The organism is Pseudomonas sp. 13B_2.1_Bac1, assembly GCF_025466155.1.
GTDB lineage: Bacteria > Pseudomonadota > Gammaproteobacteria > Pseudomonadales > Pseudomonadaceae > Aquipseudomonas > Aquipseudomonas aylmerensis.
On record NZ_JANLOH010000096.1, the window covers coordinates 1 to 25,571 of the forward strand.

Here is a 25,571-nt window from a genome sequence, read left to right on the forward strand (position 1 = left end):
CGCGGCGCCCCCCGGCGGGGGCAAACCCCCCCCCCCCCCCCCCCCCACCCCGGCTCCCACATTGATCGTGTTACGCCTTCAAGGTACGGGTCATGCGCAGCGCGAGCACACTACCGGCAACAATCACCGCCGCCAGCAGGTACAGCGCCACATCCGTGGAGCCGGTGGCATCTTTCACAAAGCCGACGATATACGGGCTGAGGAAGCCGGCCATCTGCCCCATGGAGTTGATCAACGCCAAACCACCCGCCGCCGCACCTGCACTGAGCATGGCGGTCGGCACTGGCCAGAACATCGGCAGGCCGGTGAGGGCGCCCATCGTTGCGATGGTCAGGCCGAGGATGGCAATGGCCGGGGTGGTGGCGAAATTCACCGCGATCACCAGGCCAATCGCGCCCATCAACATCGGCACCACCAAGTGCCAGCGGCGCTCTTTGCGCAAGTCCGCCGAACGACCGACCAGCAACATGAAGACTGCGGCCAGCAGGTAAGGGATCGCGCTGAGCCAGCCAATCACCAGGTTATCGCTGAACCCCAGGTTCTTGATGATCGACGGCAGCCAGAAGTTGATCGCGTACACGCCGCTCTGGATGCAGAAGTAAATCAGGCCGAACGCCCAGATCGCCGGATTCTTGAACACTTCCGCCAACGAGTCGGTGGTGGTTTTCGGCTTGTTCGCCAGGTCCGTCGCCTGGTCGGCTTCCAGCACCGCGCGTTCGTGCGGCGTGAGCCACTTGGCGTTGGCGAAGCTGTCGCTGAGCAGGAAGTAGGCGAGGGCGCCGAGGATCACGGTCGGGATGCCCTGCAGCAGGAACATCCACTGCCAGCCCGCCAGGCCGCCTTGGCCGGCGGCGAAGTGGTTGAGGATCCAGCCGGAAAACGGGCTGCCGAGCAAGCCGGACACCGGGATCGCCGACATGAACAGCGCCATGATCCGCCCACGGCGGAAGGTCGGGAACCACTGCGAGAGGTACAGCACCACACCCGGGAAGAAGCCGGCTTCGGCGGCACCGGTAAACAGGCGCAGGGTGTAGAAATGCGTCGGCGTGGTGACGAACAGCAGACAGGTGGACAAGGTGCCCCAGACGATCATCATCAGCGCGATCCAGCGCCTCGGACCGAATTTGGTCAGCGCCAGGTTGCTCGGCACGCCGCACAGCACGTAGCCGATAAAGAAGATCCCGGCACCCAGGCCGTACACGGTTTCGCTGAATTTCAATGCATCGAGCATCTGCAACTTGGCGAAGCCAACGTTTACCCGGTCGAGGTAGTTGAACAGATAGCAGATGAAAATGAAGGGGATCAGGCGCAGGGTAATGCGCTTGTAGATGGCGTTTTTATCGTCATCGGTGGCCAGTGTGGCAGCGGCGCTCTGTGACATGGGGAGTCTCTCTTTATTATGATTTTTCGCGATGCGCAGGTAACGTTGATCGCCCAAAGAGTCTCAGCCACGTGGCAGGGTGCTGTCTTTGTGCTTGCGCACAGTGAAGCATCAATTGCGCTGTGCTGATGAACAACCTGCGTTTTCAAGCACTTCTTTCAAGGAGATGGCCCCATGTTCGAGCTGGATCATGACCTGGCTCAGGATATCGTCGATCGCACCATGGCGATCCTGCCGCACAACGTCAATGTCATGGACAGCCAGGGCCTGATCCTTGGCAGCGGTGAACCGGAGCGCATCAATACCCGCCACGAGGGCGCGCAACTGGTCCTGGCCAATGGGCGCGTGGTCGAGATCGACGGGCAGACCGCCAAGCACCTCAAGGGCGTGCAGCCGGGCATCAACCTGCCGCTGATGCACGACCAGCGTCTGATCGGCGTGCTGGGCATCACCGGTGAGCCGGAAGGGCTGCGCACTTACGCCGAGCTGGTGCGCATGACCGCCGAGATGCTCGTCAGCCATCGGCACCAGCAGGTCGAACAGCAATGGCGACGCCAGCGCTGCGATGACTTGCTGGCCTTGCTGCTCGCCGACACTGGCGACTCGCCGCGCCTGGTGGACGAGGCGCAACAACTGGGCCTCAAGCCGCAGCTGCCGCGCACCCCGTACTTGTTCGAGCTGGGTGTGGGGCAATCGGCGGAGGCGTTGAGTGCCTGGCTGACCTCGCGCTATCCGGACAGCTGGTGTGTCAGCTCGGCGCAGTTTTCGCTGCTGTGGTGCCGGCCCGCCGCGCTGCAGGTCGACAATCCGCGCTTGTTGGAAAAGCTCGAAGGCCTTGGTTGGCACATTCTGCGCGTGGCCGTGGGCGGGCAAGCCGATGGCTTGGCGGGGCTGCGCCGCTGTTACCGGCGTGTCGGTGATCTGCTCGCGTATGGGCGCGATATCCTGCCGCAATCGCGGCTGCTGACCCTCAACCGTTATCGCCTGCCCGTCATGCTCTGGCGCCATCGCAACGATGATGCCCTGGACGAATTGCTCAAGCCTCTGCACAAGGTGCTGGCGAAAGACACCAACGGCCAGTTGCTCGCGACCTTGCGCAGTTGGTGCGACCACGACGGGCAAAGCCAGGCGTGCGCCGACGCCCTCGGCATTCATCGCAATAGCCTGCGTTATCGCATGGAGCGCATCGCTGAGCTGAGCGGCGTTGATCCGCTGACCCTGGACGGCATGCTGGCGCTGTACCTCGGCGTACAGCTGCTGCCCCAGGCTTTGTCGGAATGAACAACAAACCTGAGCCAGACTTGTGCATCAGACCGGCGTCATTCCCGAAGCCAACTGGCAGCATGGGCGTCATAAAAACCGGAGAAAGCCCATGAAAATCATCATCGCCCCCGACTCGTTCAAGGACAGCCTGAGTGCCGAGGGCGTCGCCCAGGCCATTGCCGCCGGGCTGGCGCAGGTCTGGCCGGATGCGCAGAGCGTCTTGTGCCCCATGGCGGACGGTGGTGAAGGGACGGTGGATGCGGTGCTCGCGGCCTGCAACGGCGAGTTGCGGCGCCAGGCGGTGCGGGGCCCGTTGGGGGCCACGGTGCAAGCGCGTTGGGGGTGGTTGGCTGACAGCCACACCGCGATTATCGAAATGGCCGAAGCCAGCGGCCTGCAACTGGTGCCGCCGGGCCAGCGGGACGCCTGCAGCAGCAGTACGTTCGGCACCGGTGAGCTGATCCGCGCCGCCCTCGACCTGGGTGCCCAGCGCATCATCCTGGCGATTGGCGGCAGCGCCACCAACGATGGCGGGGCCGGCGCGATGCAGGCGCTCGGCGTGCAATTGTTCGACGCCGATCACCAGGCCCTGGCGCCCGGTGGCTTGGCCTTGGCTGGACTGGCGCGGATCAGCCTGGAGAACCTTGACCCACGGCTGGCGCAGGTACGCTTTGAAATCGCCGCCGATGTGAATAATCCACTGTGCGGCCCCCATGGCGCGTCGGCGATTTTCGGTCCGCAAAAAGGCGCCAATCCCGAGCAGGTGCAGCAGCTGGACGCCGCCCTCGGGCACTTCGCCGACCAATGCGCCCAGGTGTTGCCCAAGGATGTACGCGATGAGCCCGGCAGCGGCGCCGCCGGCGGCCTGGGTTTTGCCGCCAAGGCGTTTCTCGGGGCGCAGTTCCGGGCCGGGGTGGACGTGGTCGCCGAGCTGGTCGGCCTGGACGACGCTGTACGGGGCGCCGACCTGGTGATCACTGGTGAAGGCCGCTTCGACGCCCAGACCCTGCGCGGCAAAACCCCGTTCGGGGTCGCGCGCATTGCCCGCCAACATGGGGTGCCGGTGATTGTCATCGCTGGCACCCTGGGCGATGGCTACGAACAGATGTACGCCCACGGTGTGAATGCCGCGTTTGCCTTGCCATCGGGCCCGATGAGCCTGGAGCAGGCCTGCAGTGAAGCCCCGCGATTGTTGGCCGAGCGCGCGGCGGATATTGCGCGGGTATGGCGCACGGCTGCCGGGCGCTGACTTGAACCCTTGAACATGGGACAATCCGCGCCTTTTTGACACGGAGAGTCCCCATGCTGCGCCCCGCATTCCTGGCCATGCTGCTGGCTGGTATCAGCCCTCACGTCCTCGCCCAACCCGCGACTGAAACCGTACCGCTGCTGCGGGAAATCAAAAACTGGGTCACCGGTTGCGACAACTTGCGCAATTGCCACGCGCTCAGTTCACCCAGCGGCGTCGATGAAGAAGACTACAGTTCGCTGACCCTGCATATCTTTCACCAGGCAGGCCCCGAAGGGTACTTGCGCCTGCGCTTTGATCACCGCGGCGAAGACCTCGACCTTTCCACCTTGCTGCTGGATGGCCAACCCTTGGGGCAGGCATTGACGCGCGACTTGCATGTGGAGCTGGACGATGAAGGCGGCGATCCCGAGATGCACTTCTACAGCGTCATCGAGGACGCGCCGGCGCGGCGCTGGTTGCAGCGGTTGCGCAATGGCCAGCGCCTGCAATTGCTCGGCGATGACAACGCGAAGGTGTCGCTGAGCGGGCTGAGTGCTTCGCTGTTGTTGATGGACGCGGTGCAGGGGCGGGTAGACAACGTCACCGCGCTGGCCCGGCCGGGCAAGGCCGCTGCCAGCGAGGTGCCGGCTCGCCAGCCGACCCCGGTGCTGCGCAAGTTCCCGACCGCCCCCGCACTGACCGCGCAAGAACAGGCCGGCCTGGCTGCAGCGGCGATCAAGGCGCTGACCAACACCGACACTGAAATGAAACCCGACGCCGAGGCCGGGGCCTTGAGTGCCGACCAGGCCATGATGGTGGTGCGCACTGACTGCGCGGCCTACAACTGCGAGTACGAAATCAGCAGCCGTGAGCGCAAGTCGCCTTACACCGAAACGTTGCTGAGCATTCAGCCTTTGCCGTTGGACGGCGCCGCGTTCGAAGGCTCCGTGGGGTATGACGAAACCACCGGCACCTTGAGTTATTTCTACAAGCTGCGCGGGATCGGTGATTGCGGTGCGGGCGGGGTCTGGGTCTTTGACGGCAAGGCGTTCCAGTTGCGTGAGTTTAAGATGATGCCGCGCTGCACCGGGACCCCCTACGGGGATTGGCCGGCGTTGTGGACAACCCTGCCGGCGCCCTAGCCAGGCAGCGCGTATGGCCTCTACACTGGTCGGCCACGTGTCTTTCAAAGGATGAAACACCATGCACGCCCCTGAACCGCATATCGTGATCCAGCGCTTTGGCGAAACCCACCTCGAAGGCGTGGCTGCGCTCTATAACGATCCGGCCGTGTGCCGACAGGTGCTGCAGATGCCGTTTCAGTCGGTAGAGGCCTGGCGCAACAAGCTGGTCACCGACAATGAGCGCCGGCTACAACTGGTCGCCGTGCAGGGCGGCGAGGTCATTGGCCAGCTGGGCCTGGAACAGTACCCGCGCGTGCGCCGGGCGCATGTCGGCTCGTTCGGCATGGGCGTGGCTCCGGCCTGGCAGGGCAAGGGCGTCGGTTCGCGCTTGTTGGCCGCCGCGCTGGACGTGGCCGACAACTGGATGAACCTGCGCCGCGTGGAACTGACGGTGTACGCCGACAACGAAGCCGCGCATCACCTGTATCGCAAGTTTGGCTTCGAAGTCGAAGGGCACATGCGCGACTACGCCCTGCGTGACGGTGTTTTTGTCGACACCTTGAGCATGGCGCGCCTGCGCCAATCGGCTTAATCCTGCAGTGCAAACGCCACCGCAGCCTGTGCATGCAGCTCGGTGGTGTCCAGCAGCGGCAGCGTGCTGTGCTCGGGCTTGACCAGCAGGCTGATTTCCGTGCAACCGAGGATGATCGCCTGGGCGCCCCGTGCGGCCAGGCCTTCGATCACCCGCAGGTAGACCGCGCGTGACGCATCGCTGATCACGCCGACACACAACTCGTCATAGATGATCCGGTGCACGGCCTGGCGCTCGTCGGCGTCGGGCACCAGCACGGTCAGGCCCTGGGCGGCGAGGCGCGCCTTGAGAAAGTCCCGCTCCATGGTGAATGCCGTGCCAAGCAAGCCGACGGTCAGCGTGCCGGCGGCCACGGCAGCGGCGCCGGCCGCGTCGGCGATATGCAGGAAGGGAATCGACACTGCCGCCTCGATGCGCGGCGCGACCAAATGCATGGTGTTGGTACACAACACCACACACTCGGCGCCCCCGGCCTGCAGGCGAAGCGCGGCATCTTCGAGGATCAGCGCGGCGTCATCCCAGCGCCCGGCATGCTGGGCTTGTTCCATCGGGCCGAAATCCACGCTGTACATCAACAGTTGCGCCGAGCGCAGCGGGCCGAGCTGGTCGCGCACGCGCTGGTTGATGATGCGGTAGTACTCGGCGCTGGACTCCCAGCTCATGCCGCCGATAAGGCCGATGGTGCGCATGCGATGCTCCTGACAAGGAAAGTCGCTTCACCTTACCCAGCGGCTGCCGAATAGTCATACGCAGTTGTCAGCCAAATGACCGGTGCAGTTTTACATGTCCTGGTTGACCCACCCCGGCCTGGGTTCTTCCGGGGCCACCGCCTGGATGCGTTTGCCGGTGGCCAACTCCACCCGCTGCGCGACTTCCGGGTCGTCGGCGAACGGCAGCAGACTGGCATCATCCAGGCTGCTCTCGGATTGCCCACGCAGGCAGTACTCCACCGACGCATACAGGCACAGGACCATCAGAAAACCCCACATCTCAAGCAATCCGCGCATCAAGCTGGGCCAAGCGCAGGTCGGCGACCCGCACGGTGCGCCAAGTGTTGTAGGCCATCAGCAACATACCCGTCAGAAAAAACACCCCACCCGCAAAGCGCACTACAAATCCCGGGTGGCTGGCCTGCAAGGCTTCGACAAACGAGTAGGTGAGGGTGCCGTCGTCGTTGACTGCCCGCCACATCAGGCCCTGCGTAATGCCGTTGACCCACATCGAGGCGATGTACAGCACTGTGCCGATGGTCGCCAGCCAGAAGTGCAGGTTGATCAACGCCACGCTGTGCATCTGCTCGCGGCCAAACACCTTGGGGATCATGTGGTACAGCGAGCCGAACGTGATCATCGCGACCCAGCCCAGGGCGCCGGCATGCACGTGGCCGATGGTCCAGTCGGTGTAGTGGGAGAGGGCGTTGACGGTCTTGATCGCCATCATCGGCCCTTCAAAGGTCGACATGCCGTAGAACGCCAGGGACAGCACCAGAAAGCGCAGGATCGGGTCGGTGCGCAATTTATGCCAGGCGCCGGACAGGGTCATCATGCCGTTGATCATCCCGCCCCAGCTGGGCGCGAGCAGGATCAGCGACATTGCCATGCCGAGCGATTGCGCCCAGTCCGGCAGGGCGGTGTAGTGCAGGTGGTGAGGGCCGGCCCAGATGTACAGGGTGATCAGCGCCCAGAAGTGCACGATGGACAGGCGATAGGAATACACCGGACGTCCGACCTGTTTCGGTACGAAGTAGTACATCATCCCAAGAAAGCCGGTAGTCAGGAAAAATCCCACGGCGTTATGCCCGTACCACCACTGCACCATGGCGTCGGTAGCCCCCGAATACAGCGGATAGGACTTGAACCAGTCCACCGGGATCGCCAGGTGATTGGCCACATGCAACATGGCGATCACCAGGATAAACGCGCCAAAGAACCAGTTGCCGACGTAGATATGCCGAGTTTTGCGCTGGACCACGGTGGTAAAAAACACCACCGCATAGGCGACCCACACCACCGTCATCCACACTGCGCCGGTAAACTCGATCTCGGCGTATTCCTTGGTGGTGGTGTAGCCCAGCGGCAGGCTGACCAGCATGATCACAATCACCGACTGCCAGCCCCAGAAGGTAAACGCGGCGAGGCTGTCGGAAAATAGCCGGACCTGGCAGGTGCGCTGCACCGCGTAGTAGCTGGCGGCAAATTGTGCGCTGCCGGCAAAGCCGAAGATCACCAGGCTGGTGTGCAACGGTCGCAACCGGCCGAAGGTGGTCCACGGCAGGTCCAGGTTCATCTCGGGCCAGACCAGTTGCGAGGCGATCCACACGCCCATGGCCATGCCCACCACGCCCCACACAAGGGTGGCGATCACGAATTGGCGGACGACTTTATAGTTATAGGCCTGCCCGGTTGTTGCTGTACTCATGCTCAGTCCTCCCACGGTTCCAAGTGGCGGGCACTGTAGGAAACAGCGGAAAAACAAAACAGGCTCAGAAAAACCTGATTACAGCGGATCAGTTGATTTGGGCTGAAAACACGGCTCGCGCGCGATCTGATCCGGTTTTTATCGCCGGGCCTGGATCTTCTACGACCTGCGCCGCAGGTGCATAGTTACCGCCGCCCCAGCGCGCCCACGGGTTTAGCGGTGTTAATCGTACGGTGAGTGGCCGCATCTGCCATGATCAGGCTTCGCAATCTGGCTCACCCAAGGAAATCCGCAATGGACGATGTACAGCAACTGGGCGAGATGCTTCGTCATTACGCTGATAGCGAAGCGCACAAAAAACAACAATTTGACCTGCAGTCGGCGCGCTGGACGCACAAGCTCAGCGAGTTGTTCGGGCAGATCGAGCAGTGGCTCGAACCGGTCAAGCAGGTGGGGTTGCTCGAGGTCCACCGTGAGCCCTATGTGGCCAGCGGGCCGAGCGTGCCGGTCGAGGCCTCGACCTTCAAGACCGAGAAGCTGACCGTGCAGATCACCGGCAAACCGGTGGAGTTCGTGCCGGACGTGATGGGCGTGGGCGGCTTGATTTCCGTGGCCGTGATGGGCCTGACCGCTGCGCGCCACGGCAGTGTGTCGCTGGTGCTGGCGGCGGATAAAAATGACTGGATCTGGAAGAAAACCAACGGCCTGAAAGACCCGGACACTTTTGCCTTCGACGCCAACTTCCTCGCCTCGCAATTGCAGAGCCTGATTCCGCGCGAACGCGGCTGAGGCACACGCCGTTCGCCGGCACGTCGGTGCCGACTGAGGACGTGTCTATTTCAGCGCCGGGTCGCCGGGGTTGAGCGCCTTCCAGCTTTGCAGCACGGCCTGCGCCTTGGGTTCCTGGCCATTTTCCAGGTAGTACTGGATCAGCGACAGCCGCGCAGTGCGGTGATAGGGCTGACGCTTGAGCAGGTCTTCCAACTGCTCGCAGGCTGGCTCGACCTGACCGCTGTCATGCAGGGCCACGGCCAGTACGTACGCAAACTGGGCGTTGGCCGGGTCCAGTCGTGCCGCTTGGCGCAGGTAGGGCATGGCCTTGGCGGTGTCGCCAGCGCGAATCCGCATCAAGCCCTGGGTGTGCTGCAACAGCGGCGCGTCGGGGTGCAGTGCCAGCTGCTCGGCGATCAACGCGCGTGCTTCGTCCGCGCGACCATTGGCTTCAAGCCACTGGGCGAGGGTCACCAATGCCGGGAAAAAGTCCGGATCGCGCAATAACGCGGCGCGCAGCTGCGCCTCGACCCGGTCGCCACGGCCGCTGGCCTGGTAGAGCATCGCCAGGTTGAGGTTGGCTTCGGCGCGTTCCTGCAGGCTCAACTGCACCTGTTCGTATTCGGCGATGGCCTTGTCCCAGGCCGGGCCCTGTCCCGGCACACTCAGCAGATCGCGCGCGGCGAGGATGCGCACGGCGCGCACCGGATCCTTGAGCAATGGCCCATACAGCGCGACACGCTCCGGTGGCGGCAACAACGCGCTGACCGCACGCACGGCACTTTCGCGCACCTGCGGGGCGGCGTTGGCCAGGTCCCTGGTTGCCAGCTTCAGCGCTTGTTCGCTCGGGTAGTTGGGCAACTCCATCAACATCGTCGCGCGCTGGATCGCCGGCAGGTTGCTGCGCGCCAGTTGGTCATACAGCGCCTGGGCCGCACCGGGCTGGCCCCCGCGAATCAGCGCCATGCTGTCCGCGTAGCTGGGAGCGCGCAGTACGTCACGCGCGCCGGCGGGGATGCTGAAGCTGTGGTCGTGCCGCAAATCGTTGCCCATGTAGAACTTGCCGGGCATATGGCAATCGACGCAGAACGAACCGGGTTGCCCTGGTGGCAGCCGCGTGTGTTCGCTGGACTCGTAGTTTTTTGCCTGCAAGCCACGCCCGTCCACCGTAGCGATCGGGGTTTTGCCTGCCGGGTTATGGCACTGCAGGCATACGCCATTGCCTGGGGCCTTGAGCTCGGCGCTGTGGGGGTTGTGGCAATTGCTGCAGCGCACGCCTTTTTCGGCCATTTTGCTTTGGGCGAACGAGCCGTGTTCAAACACTTCGTCCTTGATCTTGCCGTTCAGGGCATACAGCTCGCGGGTCAACACGCTGGGCAGGTAGTCGTCCATCAGGCGCTTGCCCACGGTGAAACCATCGCCCAGCGGCGCACGGCGTGCATGGCAGCGGGCGCAGGTTTCGAGTTCGACGGTGGCGTCCTTGTCTTTCAAATCCACGGCAAACCCGGCGTGCACCGCATCAGTGTTTTTGGCGGTCCACTGCAGGTGGTTGGAGGCAGGGCCATGACAGGCCTGGCAGCCCACGCCGAGGCTGTTCCATTGACTGTTAAAGCGGTTGTTGAGCGCATCGAAGTTGCGTTTGTAGCCGGTGGTGTGACATTCCACGCACATGAAGTTGGCGTTCTGGTTGGGTTTGCTCCAGTGCAACGGGTTCTTGAAGTTGACGCCTTGGCCTGGATAGAGATGAAACCAGCGGCCATTCTGTGTATCCCAGGCCACGCCCAGGGCCTGCAAGCGCCCGTCGCCGACTTCGAGCAGATATTGCTGCAACGGCGCGATGCCAAAGGTGTAGGCCACCTTGAAGTCGGCCGCCTTGCCATCGCTGCCCGGGGTGTTGACCCAGAACTCATCGCCGCGTTGATAGAACCGCGTGGTTTCACCTTCGGCGCTGAACGAGGCGTTGTTGAAATCCGCCGGGACCGTCTGCGGCGTGGCGGGCTGCATCGCCAGTTGGTGGTGCGAGCCTTGCCAGTCCTTGGCCTGGGCCTGGTGGCAGCCCTGGCACTGCTGCTCGTCGACCAGTTGCGCAGGGCGCGCGATGACCACCGGTTTGGCTGCCGCCACGGGCGCCGGAGCCGGTAACCGAGGCGTGCTGGCCTGCAGGAAAAACCAGATCCCGGCCATTGCCGCCAACAGCAGCACAATCAGCACGGGGTACAGGTAACGACGGGGCGAATCACGGTGGGGTACGACAGGTGCTTGTTTGGGCTTGGGCATTCCGACTTCCGCTGTCTTGATGCATGGACGCTCTACGGCGTGCTTAAGCTCCGTGCAGCTTTGACGCTAGCCACAGTCCTGTCAAACGGGCAGGTGAAAAAAGCACTATTTCGCCAGGATTGGCTATACCTACAGCTCAGTGTTTTGACGAAGACCGCCAGGGAGTTCAATGATGAAACTAAGGCTAATGATCAGCACCGTGTGCATCGCAACCCTCGCCATGAGCGGTTGCGCCAGCAAGGTCACACAACCGGATGAGTACTCGGGCTTTCTCTCCGACTACAGCCAGCTCAAGGAGGCCCAGTCGCCTTCGGGGGCCGAAGTGATGCGCTGGGTCGATCCCAAACTGGACCTGAGTCGCTACAACGCGGTGTACATCGAACCGACCCAGTTCTACCCCAAGCCCCAGGCCACTGCGAAAATCCCGGACAGCACCCTCAATGGCATCAACACCTACTACAACCAGGCGCTCAAGCGTGAGCTGGCGAAGTCATTGCCGCTGGCGAATGCCCCCGGCCCTGGCGTGATTGTGGTGCGTGCGGCGATTACGGCGGTAAGCAGCAAGACCGAGTCCCTCAAGCCGTATGAGTACATTCCGGTTGCCCTGGTGGCGGCGGCGGTGAGTACTGGCACCGGCATCCGCGACCAGGAAACCACCCTCGGCACCGAGGCGCAGTTCCTCGACGGCGCCAGTGGCAAGGTGCTCGCCCAAGTCGTGCGCAAAGGCACCGGCAAGCCACTGGCGAACGACTCGCAGGTGATGAAGGCCGACGATGTCAAAAGCGTCATTGATGGCTGGGCATCGGACCTGCATCAGTCTTACCTGAAGCTGAAAAAGCACTGACGCTTAAAACGCATTCCTGGCCGGTTTGTTGTAATAGCTGAGCAGGGCATCGTAGCGGCGGGTGACGAGGTAATAGTCGTCACTCAGTTGCTGCGGTGGGGCGTGTTCGTCCCAGTGTTGGGTGAGCGTGCGCAAGGCTGACAGGTACGCGTCGGCCGGCTCGTTCAGGGTGTACCAGAGAAAATGGGCTTCTTCGTCGAGCTTGTCGCCCGGATGGGTACGCACATAGGCCCGGGCGCTGTCTGCCGCCTGTTGCACGGTGTCGGCCAAGGCTGCCACGGCAGGCGGCGTCAGGCTGGCGTCGCGCATGCCTTGCTCGATCTGGTTCACGGCCTGGCGCGCGGCGATCATGTAATTGAGCACCTGCCAGTGCATGTCCCGGCCGAAGCGTGCCTCGATCAACGCCAGCTGCGCCGGGCGCATCGCCATGTCGGCCTGCTCCAGCGGCGTGCGCAGCGCGGTCGAGGCCGCCAGGTAGTCCTGGCCTTTCTGCGCCAGTTGCAACGCATACTGTTTTCTCACGGCTTCGACGAGGATTTGCTGCGCGGCAGACGTCCACTCCGGCAGCGTGACCCGATCAGCCAGCGAGGTGAAGCTGTTCAGGTTGGCCGCGTAGGTCGCGGCGGGCCCGAGCAGGGGGCTGTCGGGTTGCTGGCGCCGCAGTTTCAGGGTGTACAGCTCAGAGCAGACCGACGCGCGGATGTAGCGGGCATCGGGCTCGTTGCGGTCACCGAATTTATCGTAGCTGCGCACTTCCTCCTGCCCGGTACTCATGAAGTAGTAGGCCAGGCGTGTTTCGCGATCGACGCGGTTTACGCAATCAATGATCGGCGCAATGGCGCTGGCCGCCGCGGTGTAGGGGCTGTCGCGCTGGTCGAGCCACAACTGGGCGTATTGCAGCGGTTTGGTGGCGCCGGCCACGCCGAGCAAGCCCAGGCCGAGCACCAGGCCGATAGGCACCAGCCATTTCGGATTCATTGCGTAGCCTCCTGTCCATACCACTGCGCCTCGGTGGCGGGGGCCTGGCACGCGGCGTCGGTGCGCGGCATGCGACTGCACAGGCGTTCGGTCCAGGGTTGCAGGCCCTGGTTGCGGCTGACGCGGTGCTGGCTGTCGAGCAGGGCCAGGCCCGCGTACAGCACAATCCCCAGGATCACCAACAGTGCCATGCCCAGTGCGGCCCAGCGCGGATTGCGCGCGGTCCACGGGGTGTGGCTGTTCATCAAGGGTCGCTTGATCACGCCGATAAGCGCCAGCACCGCCACCAGTGTCAGGCTGGCAAGCGGGCTGAAGACATACCCCAGCGTGGCCGCGAGGATCAGTCCAGGCACCAGGTCCCGTATCGGTAGCAATGGCAAGTGCGTAGGGCTGAGCCAGCGGGGCAGGCGTTGACTGAGCTGCTCATCCAGCACGCGGTACTGATGGGCCAGCGGGCGCCAGGCCTGCCAGGCCACGCCGGCGCCGATCACTGCGGCGAATGCCCACAACACGCCGTAGCCCAGCGTCGGTACCACGTTGCCGGCCAGGGTTTCGGCCTTTGCCAGCGCGCCGACCAGGCAACTCAGCACCAGCGCGACGATCCACGGCCAGGTGTCCATCGCCGTGTCCCAGCCTTGCCAGAAATACACAGTGCCGCCGGGCATCGCCTCGGCTTCGGCCACGTGGTCGGCGTAGATGTCGGCGCTGAGCGCCTGGCAGGCTTTCCAGTCGTGTTCGTTGAGGCGCTGGGCGAAGGCACGCCGCTGGCCCAGGCTCAGCGGTGCCAGCAGCAACCGCGCGGCCCGTTGTTGCGGGGTGTCGGGGGCTTCGGCCGCCAGGGCACGCTGGCGCGCCATGAAGATCGGCGCTTGCTGGCGCCGCAACAGCAGCGTCCACTCGTCTGCCGGGCAGTCATGACCCGCGCCGCCGTGCCAGTGCTGGCCGGCGCAAACTGCCTCGAATACGGCGCTCGACCAGTAGTGACTCTGCGCCAGCAGCCGCGCCAGCCACTGGTTGAACCACTCGGCATGTGGGTGATTGTTCACCCAAGGGTGCGCGTCGCGCGCTGCATAAGCGGCCAGGAACGCCGCCTCATCCTTGTGCTGCAGAGCCTCGCGCAGCGGTTGCTGCAAGGCCGCGCGGTGCTTGCGCTCGAGTTTTTCGACCAGCTCGGCGGGCAACTCCAGGCGCTGCCAGGCGGTCAGCCAGTTGAACGTTTCAAAGGCCCAGCGCGTGTCTTCGGGGTTGAGGTCGCCTTCGATGTCGCGCAGCAGCAGGTGGATTTCGAAGTGCAGCGCGCCGCCATGACCGAGCGCCGCCTGGTAACGCTCGGCCAGGGTCTCGCCCTGGGTCTCGATAACGACTTCGTCGGCTTCCTGCGGGTCCCCGCTCCACGTCAGCGCGGCCTCATAGGCTTCGCGCAGGCGCTGGAAACCCTCGGGGTCGTCGTCCGGCCGGGTCTTCTTCAGCAGCGCCGCGTAAGTGCGCTTGATCGTGCGGCTATCGGCATCCGGCGGCAGGCCAAGGACATTCCAGCAAGTCATGTGCGGTGCAACTCCCTAAACAATCGCGCGCACATTACCTGTTTTACGGGGTGATAAACCAGCGGTAGTAGGGGTTGGCGCTGTCTTGCTGCAATACATCGCGAATATCCCGGCCCCAGGCATCGCGGTCGCCGTCGTAGGCATGCAGGCTCGCGCGGTAGAACTGCAGCAGGCGTTGCTGCTCGGCGGCCACGGTACGGGTGAAGGCTGCATCGGCATTGACCAGCGGCGCCGGCACGCGCAGGTCGAGCAACGCCGGCAGCACCCGCGTGATCTCCTTGCTGCGCACCCATGGCGCGTATTCGATGCGCGGCTGGTCGTCGGTGACCGGCAATGCATCGGCGGCAAAGCGCTCAAGACCCTGGCGGTCGGTGACCCAGGTGGCCAGCAGCGTGGCCGCCGAATCGATACCGACGTCCGCCAGCGCGCTGCTGACGCCGGGTTGCGCGAACCGTTGGCGAATGCGTTCGGCATCCAGTTCGATGGGGGCGCGGGAGCCCACCAGCAGCATCTCGTGGAATTCACTGGTCCACAGCGAGGCGTACGGGAATACGTTGAGGAAACTGCGCACCAAGGCACGGGAATCGTCGATATTCTGCGTCGGCAACGGCAGCCATTGCGCCAGCAGGCCCTGTTTGCCCAGGCGCGAGGCCGCCAGTTGGTAGAAGTCCTGGGAATACAGGTTGACCACGCCGGCAGCGGAGGGCGGCGGCGGTTCCAGGGTGATCAGGTCATAGGTTTGCGGGTTGCGCAGCAGTTCCTGGCGACCGTCGCGCAGGCGTACCTCCACGCCCGGGTCACTCGCGGCGTTGTAGTTGCCCTTGAACAGCGGCGCGGCTTGCACCACGCCCGGCAACAACTCGGCAACCACACGCTGCTCCAGGCCCGGATAGCGCAACAGCGCACCGGCGGTGATGCCGGTACCGAAGCCGATTACCAGCGCCGACTTGGGCTCGGCGTTATGAATCAACAACGGCAACAATGCCTGGATGCGCATGTAGCGCAGCGACGGCATGGCGTCACCGGTATTCGACACGCCCTGGATATACAGGCGCTGGAAGCTCCGCGCGCCCTGGCCCTGGGTGACCACCGCGACCGTCGCGCCACGTCCTTCCTGGTAAAACGCCACGCTGGCATTGCGCGCGCCGGGCAGCAGCTTGGCGAGCCGGTCCACCGGCGTCAGCAGCGCCACCGTCAGCGACGCCAGCGCCACTGCGACCACGGCCTGGCGCCGGCCTTTTTTCACGCCATGGCCACGACGTACGGCCAAATAACCCACGATGCCGGCGACCACGGCCAACAGGCCCAGGGTGCGCACCAGCCCCAGCCAGGGAATCAGCACAAAGCCGCACAGCATCACCCCGACAATCCCACCGAGGGTGTTGAAGGCCACCACCGCACCGACATCGCGCCCGACCTGCTGGTTGCCGACACTCAGGCGCAAGGCCACGGGGAACGCCGCACCGAGCAACAGTGTCGGCACAAACACGATGCACAACGCCGCCACGGCAAAACGCGCGCTCATCCCGGGCAACTCACTGCCGCCCAGGCTCAACACCAACGCCTCGGCCTGGGTTTGCAGCAGCACCAGCCAACGCCCGAGCAAGGCGATTTCCAGCAGCGCCACCAGCCCCGCGCCGGCAATCAGCAGGCCAAAAACACCCCAGGGATCGCGCAGGCGCTGCACCCGATGGGCCATCAACTGGCTGCCGATAAACAGCCCGCCAAGGTAGGTGGCCAGCACCACGGCAAACGCGTAGGTACGGGTGCTCATGAACTGCACGATGGACTGCGACCACACCACCTCATACCCCAACGCCACGCCCCCGGCGATGGCGTACAACACCAGTGCCAGCCGCGCCGGCTGCACGCGATGGGCCGGCGGCACCCGCACCGCCACCGGATGACGCACCGACAGCAGCGCACCCAGCGCCGCCACCAGGTTGAGCAGCGCCGCCGCCAGTGCACTGCCGCGCACACCGAATTGCGCGATCAGCACAAACGCGGTCAGCAAGGTCCCGGCAATCGCGCCCGCGGTATTCGCCGCGTACAGGCGCCCACCGGCCTGGCCCAGGCCCTTGGCGTCGATGTTCAGCGAACGCACCAGTACCGGCAGCGTGCCGCCCATCAGCAGGGCCGGCAAACCGACCACCAGGAACGGCAGCGCCCAGGCGAGCAGGCCGATGCGCTGCTCCAGCCAGGCGAACGGTTCAGCCGCCATGCCCAGGGCCAGCGTCGCACCAACGCCGAAGACCGCGACCAGTAATTCAATCCCGGCATACAACAACAGCGGCCGCGCAAAGCGGTCCGCCAAGCGCCCGAACAGCAGCCCGCCCAAGGCCAGCCCGGCGAAAAACGCACTGATCCCGGTGGTGATCGCATACACCTCCACGCCGACCACCAGCGACAGCTGCTTGATCCACAACACCTGGTACACCAGGGCGGCGCTGCCGGAGATAAACAGGAGGAGGGCGGGAACGAGGATTGCGGCGGACGAGGTCACATCAATGGGCTTGCTGGCGGTGCGTGAGGTCATTGCCGAATTCCAAGGTAAGCGCAGGAACCTGTGGGCGCACGCAAGCCGGCGCCCACAGTGATCTCCAGTGATTCACAGAATGTGCCCACCCCATGCGGTGAGCACAGTGTTACCGCTAGCCCGCAGGCGCGGCCTTCATCTTCGCCTCGATTTTCTTGTCCACCGCTTCACGTATCTGGTCGATGCTGAAGCTGGCCGGTTTCTGGCTGGGCGGGTACTCGATGAACGTCTCGAGGAACTTCGCCGATTTGGTCACCGCCACCGCACCGAGGTAGACGTTCTTGGTGCTCCAGTCGTAGTACTGGTCGGAGACCACGTCCGCGCGTTCATACGGGTCCATCCTCAGGTTGAAGATCTTCGGCACCCGCAATTGCACGAAGGGCTCGCTCCAGACGCGGAAGCCACCCGGCTGGCGCTGTTCGGCGAACACTACTTTCCAGTTGTCGAAGCGGACCGCCACCAGTGCCCCATCATCGTTGAAGTAGAAGAACTCGTTACGCGCGCCCTTGGGTTGCTGGCCGGTGATGTACGGCAGTTGGTTGTAGCCGTCCAGGTGCACCTTGAAGTTGGTGCCGCCGGCCGTCGGCGCCCAGCCCTTGAGCAGTTTGTCCTTGACGTCGCCATCACCGGCGGCGGCCAGCAGGGTCGGGAACCAGTCCAGTCCCGAGACCATTTCGTTGGACACTTCACCCGCCTTGACCTTGCCCGGCCAACGGATGATCGCCGGCACCCGGTAGGCGCCTTCCCAGTTGGAGTCTTTCTCGTTGCGGAACGGCGTGGTCGCCGCGTCCGGCCAGGAGAACTGGTTCGGGCCGTTGTCGGTGGTGTAGACGACGATGGTGTTATCGGCGATTTTCAGCTCGTCGAGGGTTTGCAGGAGCTTGCCCACATCGCCATCGTGTTCGAGCATGCCATCGGCGTACTCGTTGCCGGGCATGCCGCTCTGGCCCTTTATCGAGTCACGCACGTGCGTGAATACGTGCATGCGCGTGGTATTCATCCACACGAAGAAGGGTTTGTTGGCTTCGGCCTGTTTCTTGATGAATGCCTGGGCCGCCGCGGTGGTTTCATCGTCGATGGTTTCCATGCGCTTGGTGGTCAAGGCGCCGGTGTCTTCGATCTTGCCGTCGGCGAAGCTGTGGATCACCCCGCGCGGGGTGTTGGCCTTGACGAACTCCGCGTCGTCCTTGGGCCAGTAGGGGCGCTCGGGTTCTTCTTCGGCATTGAGGTGGTACAGGTTGCCGAAGAACTCATCGAAACCGTGGTTGGTCGGCAGGTATTCGTCGCGGTCACCGAGGTGGTTCTTGCCGAACTGCCCGGTGGAGTAGCCCAGCGACTTGAGCGCCTGGGCGATGGTGATATCACGCTTTTGCAGGCCGATTGGCGCGCCCGGGATGCCCACCTTCGACAGGCCGGTGCGCAACGGCGTCTGGCCAGTGATAAAGGACGAGCGCCCGGCCGTGCAGCTGTTCTCCGCGTAGTAGTCGGTGAACAGCATGCCTTCTTTGGCGATCCGGTCGATATTCGGGGTCTTGTAGCCCACCACGCCCATGGAATAGGCGCTGATATTGGTCTGCCCGATATCATCGCCGAATATCACCAGGATATTCGGCTTGTCGGCGGCCCAGGCGGATGCCGAGGCCCCCAGCACCGAAGCCGCCACCAGGGCGAGCTTCGGCAGCCACTTACGTATGCGAGTCATAAGACTTGCTCCTTCTAGGGCTTGAGTCGCATTGCCTGCGACCAACGTTTTTTACAGTCCATCGCTACGTCTTGCTTATTGCACCTTCACTTGCACAGCCGGTTCGAAGGGGTAGATGCGGCGCCATTCGCTCGCCATGTCCACCACGGTCCAGTGCTGTGTCCTGGCCAGGTCCAGGGCCTTGTCGAGGCGACCCACCTGAGAATTGCGGTCATAGGCCCACTCGCGCTTGGCGTCGGTGTGGTGGACCAGGCCCATAAAGCGCTTGCCCGAACCTGCGGCGGTCCACTGCAGCATTTGCAGGTCGCCGTCGGAGTTGCCGAAGGCCAGGATCGGCCGGCGGCCGATGATCGAGTCGATGCTTTCCGGCTTGCCCGGGCCGTCGTCGTTATGCGCCAGCTTGGCCGTGCGCAAGACCTGTGGCTGGCCGTTCTTGAGCTGGAACTGGGTGACAAAATTCGAGCCGATCACCTGTTCCGGCGGCACGCCATACACCTCTTCGGCGAAGGCGCGCATGAACGCGGTGTCACCGCCGGAGACGATGTAGGTCTTGAACTGCTGGCTGCGCAGGTAGTCGAGCATTTCCAGCATCGGCTGGTAGATCATCTGGTCGAACGGCTTGCCGGTCTTGGGGTGACGGGCCTGCTTCAACCAATTCCGGGCATTGGCGATAAAGGCCTCGGTGCTGACCCCGGTGTGGGTGGCACCGATGATTTTCAGCAGGCCGTCCATGCCGCTCTGGGCCAGGGCCTGGTGATCGTTCTCAAGCACGGCCTTGAACGGCTGGGTGGTTTTCCAATCCGGATGCTGCGGCGCCAGGCGCTTGACTTCATCGAAGGCAAACAGCACTTCGAAGTACGCCGGCTGTTCGGTCCACAGGGTGCCGTCGTTGTCGAACACGGCGATGCGTTCGGCGGGTTTCACATAGTCCTTGGAGCCTTCGACCGTCACGGCCTGGACGAACTCGATGATCTGTTGCTTGCTCGGGCCTTCGTTCCAGGAGGGCAACGGGTCGGCAGCGAGGGCGGGCAGGCTCAGCAGGAGCAGCAGGGGCAGGGCAGAACGCAGCGACGTCATGGGAAGTCCTTTTCGTGACGAGGGTTCAGTGCAAGCAAGCGTAGTCGACGACACACCCAACGCAATGTCGCGCACAGCGTTCGCCACAGCGGTGGAACACGTGGCCAGAGGCCATGTAGCAGGTAGCCGGCCAGCACCAACAGCACACCGGCGGCGATCCACACCATCCACTGCCGCGACAGCTGCCAGCGGCTGTGCTGCCCGAGGGCCTTGAGGTCCTCGGCGACGGAAAACGTCGGCGTGTAGGCGCTCGCCGCCTGGGCGTCGAAGGTCAGCGCCGGAAGCTGCGCGAGTTGCAGACGATGGTGACGGCTGTCCCACCATTTCACGCTGATCGCTGGCAGGCTGAAATGACCGCCCTGTTGCACGCGGTACACCAGCCGGTCGATACGCTGGCCGCCGGTAATAGCACCCCGACCGTCATCCAGATTGCTGATGATCGGCGCTTGCGGGTACAGACGCAGGCCACTGACATCCGCGGCACTGGGGGGTGGGAGCGACAGCGCGGGGGTGTCGTCGGCTTGCAGGGTCAGGGTACGCGTGAGGCTGTCGCCGACGCGCAGGTCGGTGGCCGCCAGGGTCTGGCTCAGGCGCAGGCCGCTGGCGACCAGCACGGGTTCGCCGGGGGCAAAGCCTGGAGGCTGGGTGGCCTCGAACGTCAGCGGTGCACTCTGCGCACTCAGGGGCGCGCTGGCCTGGCCGGGTTGGGCGCTGACGGTCAACGCGGGCACCGTGAAACGTTGCGCCACGCTCGGGGTGATGCGGTAGGCGTAGCGCATGCCGTAGAAAGTCTTGCCGTCGATCACCTGAGTGGTGTGCTCGGCCTCGCCGCCGGGCGCTTGCACGCGTGCGCCGTCGAGTTTGAGCGGTGGCAACGTCGCGGCGGCAGTGAACCAGGTGTCGGTCAGCACGTCGACCTGGACTTGCAATTGCTCGCCCACCACTACGGACGCGCCCGGTATCAACTGGGCTTGCACCCGCAGTTGCGGCTCGGCCGCCCATAACGGTCCCGCAAGCAACAGCAGCACGGCGCAATAACCCTTCATGGCTGCGTCTCCTGATCCTGCAGGCTGAATTTGCGCCGCAAGAAGGTGGCCGGCGAGGTGGTCAGGTTCTGCAGCCACAACGCATCGTCACGGGCTTGCTCGGTCTGGATCGTCTTGCTCTGGCCTTTGCCGGGTGCCTTGTCGAACTTGACCTCGTCGGGCTTGACCTCGGGCGCATTATTCGCAGCGCTCTCGGTGTCTTTTTTCAGCGCGATGGCCAGCGCGAGGTTGGCGCTGGCCTCGGGAAACACCGGCTGCAACTGCAACGCGTGTTGATAGGCGACGATGGCGTCATCGAACTTGAAGCGGCGCACGTGGATATTGCCCAGATAGAAGGCGGCCGGCGCGGTGTCGAGGGTCGCGAAGGTGGCCTGGGCCAAGTCGTAGTCGGCGGCGTTGTAGGCGGCGATACCTTTCCAGTACGGGTCGACAAACAGCGCCGCCGCCTCGGGGTAGTGGTGGTGCTCGAAGGCCCAGCGGCCTTGCTGGTCCGGCGTGAGGAACGGATTGGCCTCGGCCTGGGTCGGCTGCAGCAACACGCCCAACAGCAACACGGCTGTCCAGTTCAGGCTCCAGCCCCGCCGCACGCTGAACAGCGCCAACAGCAACAGCGGCCAGCACAGCCAGTAGCCGGCGTCTTTCCATTGCAGCAGGCGCTGCTGCTCGTCGGCGCTCTGGAAGTGCGCCTGGGCGTGCAGTTCGATCCAGTCGAGGTCATCGTCATTCAGCGTAAGGCTGCCCAGCGGCGCGTCGGTGGCCGAGGCCAATGCCTTGAGCGTGGGGCTGCTACCCAGGGCCAGCACCAGCACTTGCAGCGGGCTGTCGGCCAGATGCTGCTTGAGGCTCGGCAATTGCGCGGTGTCGGCGCCGTCGGTGACCAGCAGCAGGGTGCCGGGGGCGTTGTCGAGCAAGCGCTTGGCCTGGTCGATCACGGCGGCCACATTCTTGCCGGGCTGGCTGATCAAGTCGGTGGCCAACGCCTGGATGAACGTGTCGAGCAATGCCGGGTCATCGGTGGGTGGCAGTACCAGGTGGGCGCTGCCGGCGTACACCAGCAGCGCAGTGCGTGCGCCTTTGCGCCGCTGCACCAGGTCGTGCAGCGTGTGCTGGGCGGCGCGCAGACGTGTAGGCGGCACATCGGCGGTGTCCATCGAGGACGACAGGTCGACGGCGATAATCAGCGGTGCGCGGTTTTCCAGGAAGTCCGGGCGATCCTGTTCCCAGGTCGGCCCGGCAGCGGCGATCGCGCCGAGCATCAGCAGGGCGCTGAGCACGTGCACCGGGCGCAGGCGATGGCGATCGGTAGGCGTCAGCAGTAAGTGCGGCAACAGATGGGGCGCGATATTTGCGCGCAGGCGCCGCTGCAAGTCGCGGCTGCGCCGCCAGATCAACGGCAGCAACACGCCGACAAGCGCCAGCAGCAGCCAGGCGGGGCGCAGGAAATGGAAGTCAGCGAGATTCATCTGCGGCCCTCCGGTGCGGCCAGCCGGCGGCGATCAGGTGATACACCGCCAACATCGCCAGCGCCGCCGCCAACGGCCACCAGAACAGATCGCGCTTGGGCTGGTGGCTCAGCGTCTTGACCTGATGCGGGGTGATCGTATCCAGGGTGGCGTAGACCTGGGCCAGGCTGTCACGGTCCTCGGCGCGGAAATAGCGGCCGCCGGTGGCCGAGGCAATCGCTTGCAGTGTGCTCAGGTCGACCTTGGCCTCGCCGCTGGCCTGCGGGTCGCCAATCGCAATGGTATGGATGATCACGCCCTTGGCGGCGGCCATCTCGGCGGCGTGGTCGGGTGGGATTGCGCTGCTGGTGTCGTTGCCGTCGGTGAGCAGGATCAGCACTTTCTGCGGCTCATGGGCCTGGTCCAGCAGCTTCAGGCCCAGCCCGATGGCATCGCCGATGGCGGTATTGGGCCCGGCCATGCCGATGCCGCTGTCGTCCAGCAGCAGCGACAAGCTGGTGTGATCGAGGGTCAATGGCGCCTGGGGATACGCGCCGCTGCCGAACAGGATCAGGCCGATTCGGTCATCCTTGCGTTGCTGGATAAAGCCATGCACCACCTGTTTGACGGCGGCCAGGCGGTCGATCTTGTGCCCGTTGGCGTCGTTGAAATCCTGGGTTTCCATGGACTGGGAAATATCGATGGCGAGCATCAGGTCGCGCACCGGTTGCTGGCGTTCGATGGGTTTTTCCACCCACACCGGGCGGGCGATAGCCACGATCAGCAAGGCCCAGACCAGCAGGTTCAGCAGCAGTTGGGCGCGATTGTGCCGCGCGCCGCTTTTTGACGGTACGGCGCCGACGGCCTCGGTCATGCCACTGAAAAACGGCACGCGCACGGCGCTGCGGGCTTCACGGTAGTGCGGCAAATAGCGGTAGGCCAGCCATGGCAATGGCAGCAACAGCAACAGCCAGGGGTAATCAAGCTGCCACATGGTGATGCTCCACCCAGGCTTTGCACTGGGCCAGCAAGTGCGCGTCCGCCGACGCCGTGCCGTAGGCCAGTGCACCCAGGCGCTGGCTTAGGTCAGCGGGCACGGGCGCGCCGGCGTGGCGCTGCAGGAAGGCTTGCCAGTCGGCGCCGCTCAAGGTCGGCACGCGCTGGCGCTCCTCGGCGGCCAGGGGCATCGACAGCGCGACACGCTTGAGCAGTTCGGGCAGCTCGCGCATATCCTGCAGGGCATTCAAGCGTGCCAGAGCTTCGCGCCGGTACGCATCACGCCGCCAACGCAGCCACCTGCGCGCGGCCAGTATCAGCACGCCCAGCACGGCCACGCCCAGCAGCACGCCCCAGCCCCAGGTCTGCGGCCAATAGCTGACCGGCGCGGGCAAGCCCAACTCCTGGAGTTGCTCGATGCTCGGCACCGGCGTGCTCACCGGCGTCTCCCCAGTTCGCTGCGCAATTGGTCGACGGCGGGCAGGGCCGTGCTGATCATCAGCAAGGGCACCTGGCTGCGGCGCAACAGACTCGCGACCGCCTGCAAACGCCCGCCGAGAAAATCGCCCAAGGGTTGGCGCACCTGGCGCTTGCTCACCTCCAGCGTCACCTGCAACTGGCCCTGGGTCACGAGCAATTGCCCCCGGCTGGGCACGTTGAGCGCCAGCGGGTCGTAGACCTGCAGCGCCACCACATCGTTATGCGCCGACAGTTGCTGCAGCAGTTGCAAAGTGCGCGGTCCGGCACCGGCGAAATCACTGACCAGGCAGATCAAGTGGTCGTGGCCGGCCACCGCCAGGCAGTGTTGCAGGACCTTGTCCAACTGGCTGTCGCCGTCGCCATCGACGTTGCTCGCCTTCAACTCGCGATTCTGCTCGGCGATACGGCTGCACAGCGCCTCCACACGCTTGCGGCTGCGCAACGGCGCGACACTGTCGATGCGTGCATCGTTGAACACCAGGCCGCCGACCCGGTCCCCGGCGTTGAACACCGTCCACGCCGCCAGCGCGCCCAGCTCGGCGGCGACCGCCGACTTGAAGCTGCGCACCGAACCGAAAAACATCGACATGCGCTGGTCCACCACGATCAGCGCCGGGCGGTCGCGCTCTTCGGTGAAGGTGCGCACCACCGGTTTGCCGGTGCGCAGGGACGCGCGCCAGTCCAGGTGGCGCAAATCGTCACCCGGCTGGTAGCGGCGCAACTCGTCGAAATTCAAGCCGCGCCCGCGCAGGCGTGAGGCATGGTTGCCGGCCAGAATACTGCCCTGGGGCTGGCGCGCAACGAAACTCAGGTCGCGCGCCTGGAATTGCAAGGCCATCAGTTGCGCCAGGCTGACGTAGACGAAACCGTCGGCGTTCATGCCGGAATCGCCACTTTGCTCAGCAGGCGGTCGAGTACCTGATCGGCGCTGACGCCATCGGCCACGGCGTCGTAGCTCAGTTGCAGGCGATGCCGCAGCACCGGGTGCGCCACCGCCTGCACATTCGCCGGGGTGACAAAGGCCTGGCCCTGCAACCAGGCGTCGGCCCGTGCGCAGCGGTCCAGGCCGATGCCACCGCGCGGGCTGGCGCCGAGGCTGATCCAGCGTGCCAGGTCGGCATCGTAGTCGGCGGGATGGCGGGTGGCGTTGATCAGGTCGATCAGGTAGCGATCGATAGCGGGGGACACCTGCACCGCGCTGACGGCGTGGCGGGCGGCGAAGATCACCTCCTGGGCCAAGGTAAAGCCCTGCACGGCCTGGGTGTTGGCCGCCTGTTCTTCCTCACGCAGCAGGCGCAAAACCTGGGTTTCATTCTCGGCACTGGGGTAGTCCAGCAGCACCTTCATCACAAAACGGTCCATCTGCGCCTCCGGCAACGGGTAGGTGCCTTCCTGCTCGATAGGGTTTTGCGTGGCGATCACGATAAACAGCTGCGGCAACCCATGACTGGCGCCGGCCACGGTGATTTGCCGTTCTTCCATGGCCTCCAGCAGCGCCGCCTGGACCTTGGCCGGGGCGCGGTTGATCTCGTCGGCAAGGATCAAATTGCCGAACAAGGGGCCGGGCTGGAAGCGGATCTGGTTCTGGCCGTCGACCTGGTGCAGCACCTCGGCGCCGGTGATGTCCGAGGGCAGCAGGTCAGGGGTGAACTGGATACGGCTCATTTTCGCGTCCAGGTGCCGCGCCAGCGCCTTGACCGTGCGGGTCTTGGCCAGTCCCGGCAGGCTTTCGAGCAACAGGTGCCCGTTGGCCAACAGGCCCAGCAGGATCTGGCGGATCACCTGGTCCTGGCCAAGCACACTTTGCGCCATGCTGGCTTGCAAGGCTTTCACATCATCGAGCGCTGTCATGCCAATCATCCTTGAAAC

22 protein-coding genes are annotated in these 25,571 nt (G+C 64.5%); 6 read left to right on the forward strand and 16 right to left on the reverse strand.

The features are described 5' to 3' along the window. Positions 1 to 70 precede the first annotated feature (70 nt). Positions 71 to 1,381, reverse strand: coding sequence for an MFS transporter (locus tag NTD80_RS23975; RefSeq protein WP_106803796.1), 1,311 nt, complete (start codon positions 1,379 to 1,381; stop codon positions 71 to 73). 174 nt (positions 1,382 to 1,555) lie between these two features. On the opposite strand from NTD80_RS23975, the gene NTD80_RS23980 reads away from it, so the two are divergent. From NTD80_RS23980 to NTD80_RS23995, 4 genes are all read left to right on the forward strand, one after another. Further along, entirely contained in the window at positions 1,556 to 2,662 is a 1,107-nt protein-coding gene (locus tag NTD80_RS23980) for a sugar diacid recognition domain-containing protein (RefSeq protein ID WP_120448657.1), read from the forward strand. Positions 2,663 to 2,753: 91 nt separating this feature from the next. Then, positions 2,754 to 3,893: a glycerate kinase gene (locus NTD80_RS23985; protein WP_106803798.1), complete on the forward strand. Its 1,140-nt coding sequence runs from the start codon at positions 2,754 to 2,756 to the stop codon at positions 3,891 to 3,893. Positions 3,894 to 3,946: 53 nt separating this feature from the next. Continuing rightward, entirely contained in the window at positions 3,947 to 5,017 is a 1,071-nt protein-coding gene (locus tag NTD80_RS23990) for a DUF1176 domain-containing protein (RefSeq protein ID WP_262135252.1), read from the forward strand. Between the two features lie 61 nt (positions 5,018 to 5,078). Further along, positions 5,079 to 5,591 (forward strand): GNAT family N-acetyltransferase, encoded by a 513-nt coding sequence (locus NTD80_RS23995; RefSeq protein ID WP_262135253.1) that lies wholly within the window; start codon positions 5,079 to 5,081, stop codon positions 5,589 to 5,591. Here the strand turns inward: NTD80_RS23995 and NTD80_RS24000 are convergent. The 3 genes from NTD80_RS24000 to ccoN form a co-directional block, all read right to left on the reverse strand. After that, a complete protein-coding gene (locus NTD80_RS24000) occupies positions 5,588 to 6,280 on the reverse strand; it encodes an aspartate/glutamate racemase family protein (RefSeq protein WP_106803801.1) in 693 nt (230 codons plus the stop codon). The two genes, NTD80_RS23995 and NTD80_RS24000, sit on opposite strands and share 4 nt — an antisense overlap. 90 nt (positions 6,281 to 6,370) lie before the next feature. Continuing rightward, positions 6,371 to 6,580: a cbb3-type cytochrome c oxidase subunit 3 gene (locus NTD80_RS24005; protein ID WP_262135255.1), complete on the reverse strand. Its 210-nt coding sequence runs from the start codon at positions 6,578 to 6,580 to the stop codon at positions 6,371 to 6,373. 1 nt (position 6,581) lies between these two features. Beyond that, positions 6,582 to 8,009 carry a cytochrome-c oxidase, cbb3-type subunit I gene (gene ccoN / locus NTD80_RS24010; RefSeq protein WP_262135256.1) on the reverse strand — a complete coding sequence of 476 codons (1,428 nt, stop codon included), beginning with the start codon at positions 8,007 to 8,009 and terminating at the stop codon, positions 6,582 to 6,584. Positions 8,010 to 8,303: 294 nt separating this feature from the next. Here ccoN and NTD80_RS24015 point away from each other — a divergent pair, with 294 nt between their 5' ends. After that, complete coding sequence (locus NTD80_RS24015; protein WP_065905406.1) at positions 8,304 to 8,798, forward strand: hypothetical protein; 495 nt, start codon at positions 8,304 to 8,306, stop codon at positions 8,796 to 8,798. 45 nt (positions 8,799 to 8,843) lie between these two features. On the opposite strand, the gene NTD80_RS24020 is transcribed toward NTD80_RS24015, so the two are convergent. Beyond that, positions 8,844 to 11,057 carry a tetratricopeptide repeat protein gene (locus NTD80_RS24020; protein WP_262135257.1) on the reverse strand — a complete coding sequence of 738 codons (2,214 nt, stop codon included), beginning with the start codon at positions 11,055 to 11,057 and terminating at the stop codon, positions 8,844 to 8,846. 172 nt (positions 11,058 to 11,229) lie between these two features. On the opposite strand from NTD80_RS24020, the gene NTD80_RS24025 reads away from it, so the two are divergent. Beyond that, positions 11,230 to 11,901, forward strand: a complete 672-nt coding sequence (locus tag NTD80_RS24025) for a DUF3313 domain-containing protein (protein WP_120448650.1) — start codon at positions 11,230 to 11,232, stop codon at positions 11,899 to 11,901. 3 nt (positions 11,902 to 11,904) lie between these two features. Here NTD80_RS24025 and NTD80_RS24030 read toward each other — a convergent pair whose 3' ends face one another. The 11 genes from NTD80_RS24030 to NTD80_RS24080 form a co-directional block, all read right to left on the reverse strand. Next, positions 11,905 to 12,879 (reverse strand): YiiG family protein, encoded by a 975-nt coding sequence (locus NTD80_RS24030; RefSeq protein WP_262135258.1) that lies wholly within the window; start codon positions 12,877 to 12,879, stop codon positions 11,905 to 11,907. Next, positions 12,876 to 14,423 (reverse strand): J domain-containing protein, encoded by a 1,548-nt coding sequence (locus NTD80_RS24035; protein ID WP_262135259.1) that lies wholly within the window; start codon positions 14,421 to 14,423, stop codon positions 12,876 to 12,878. Before NTD80_RS24035 ends, NTD80_RS24030 begins: the two co-directional genes overlap by 4 nt. A gap of 43 nt (positions 14,424 to 14,466) precedes the next feature. Then, entirely contained in the window at positions 14,467 to 16,959 is a 2,493-nt protein-coding gene (locus tag NTD80_RS24040) for a fused MFS/spermidine synthase (protein WP_262135260.1), read from the reverse strand. 115 nt (positions 16,960 to 17,074) lie between these two features. Beyond that, complete coding sequence (locus tag NTD80_RS24045) at positions 17,075 to 18,661, reverse strand: arylsulfatase (RefSeq protein ID WP_262135261.1); 1,587 nt, start codon at positions 18,659 to 18,661, stop codon at positions 17,075 to 17,077. Between the two features lie 75 nt (positions 18,662 to 18,736). Further along, positions 18,737 to 19,738 carry an HAD family hydrolase gene (locus NTD80_RS24050; protein ID WP_262135262.1) on the reverse strand — a complete coding sequence of 334 codons (1,002 nt, stop codon included), beginning with the start codon at positions 19,736 to 19,738 and terminating at the stop codon, positions 18,737 to 18,739. After that, positions 19,735 to 20,784 (reverse strand): hypothetical protein, encoded by a 1,050-nt coding sequence (locus tag NTD80_RS24055; protein ID WP_262135264.1) that lies wholly within the window; start codon positions 20,782 to 20,784, stop codon positions 19,735 to 19,737. The genes NTD80_RS24050 and NTD80_RS24055 overlap by 4 nt, the downstream gene beginning before the upstream one ends. Next, positions 20,781 to 22,247, reverse strand: coding sequence for a vWA domain-containing protein (locus NTD80_RS24060; protein WP_262135265.1), 1,467 nt, complete (start codon positions 22,245 to 22,247; stop codon positions 20,781 to 20,783). The genes NTD80_RS24055 and NTD80_RS24060 overlap by 4 nt, the downstream gene beginning before the upstream one ends. Then, the gene (locus tag NTD80_RS24065; protein ID WP_262135266.1) at positions 22,234 to 23,220 is read right to left on the reverse strand and encodes a vWA domain-containing protein; all 987 of its coding nucleotides are present in this window, start codon (positions 23,218 to 23,220) and stop codon (positions 22,234 to 22,236) included. Before NTD80_RS24065 ends, NTD80_RS24060 begins: the two co-directional genes overlap by 14 nt. Beyond that, a complete protein-coding gene (locus NTD80_RS24070) occupies positions 23,207 to 23,662 on the reverse strand; it encodes a DUF4381 domain-containing protein (protein WP_262135267.1) in 456 nt (151 codons plus the stop codon). Before NTD80_RS24070 ends, NTD80_RS24065 begins: the two co-directional genes overlap by 14 nt. Beyond that, a complete protein-coding gene (locus tag NTD80_RS24075) occupies positions 23,659 to 24,582 on the reverse strand; it encodes a DUF58 domain-containing protein (RefSeq protein WP_262135268.1) in 924 nt (307 codons plus the stop codon). The genes NTD80_RS24070 and NTD80_RS24075 overlap by 4 nt, the downstream gene beginning before the upstream one ends. Further along, complete coding sequence (locus NTD80_RS24080; RefSeq protein ID WP_262135269.1) at positions 24,579 to 25,553, reverse strand: AAA family ATPase; 975 nt, start codon at positions 25,551 to 25,553, stop codon at positions 24,579 to 24,581. Before NTD80_RS24080 ends, NTD80_RS24075 begins: the two co-directional genes overlap by 4 nt. Positions 25,554 to 25,571 lie beyond the last annotated feature (18 nt).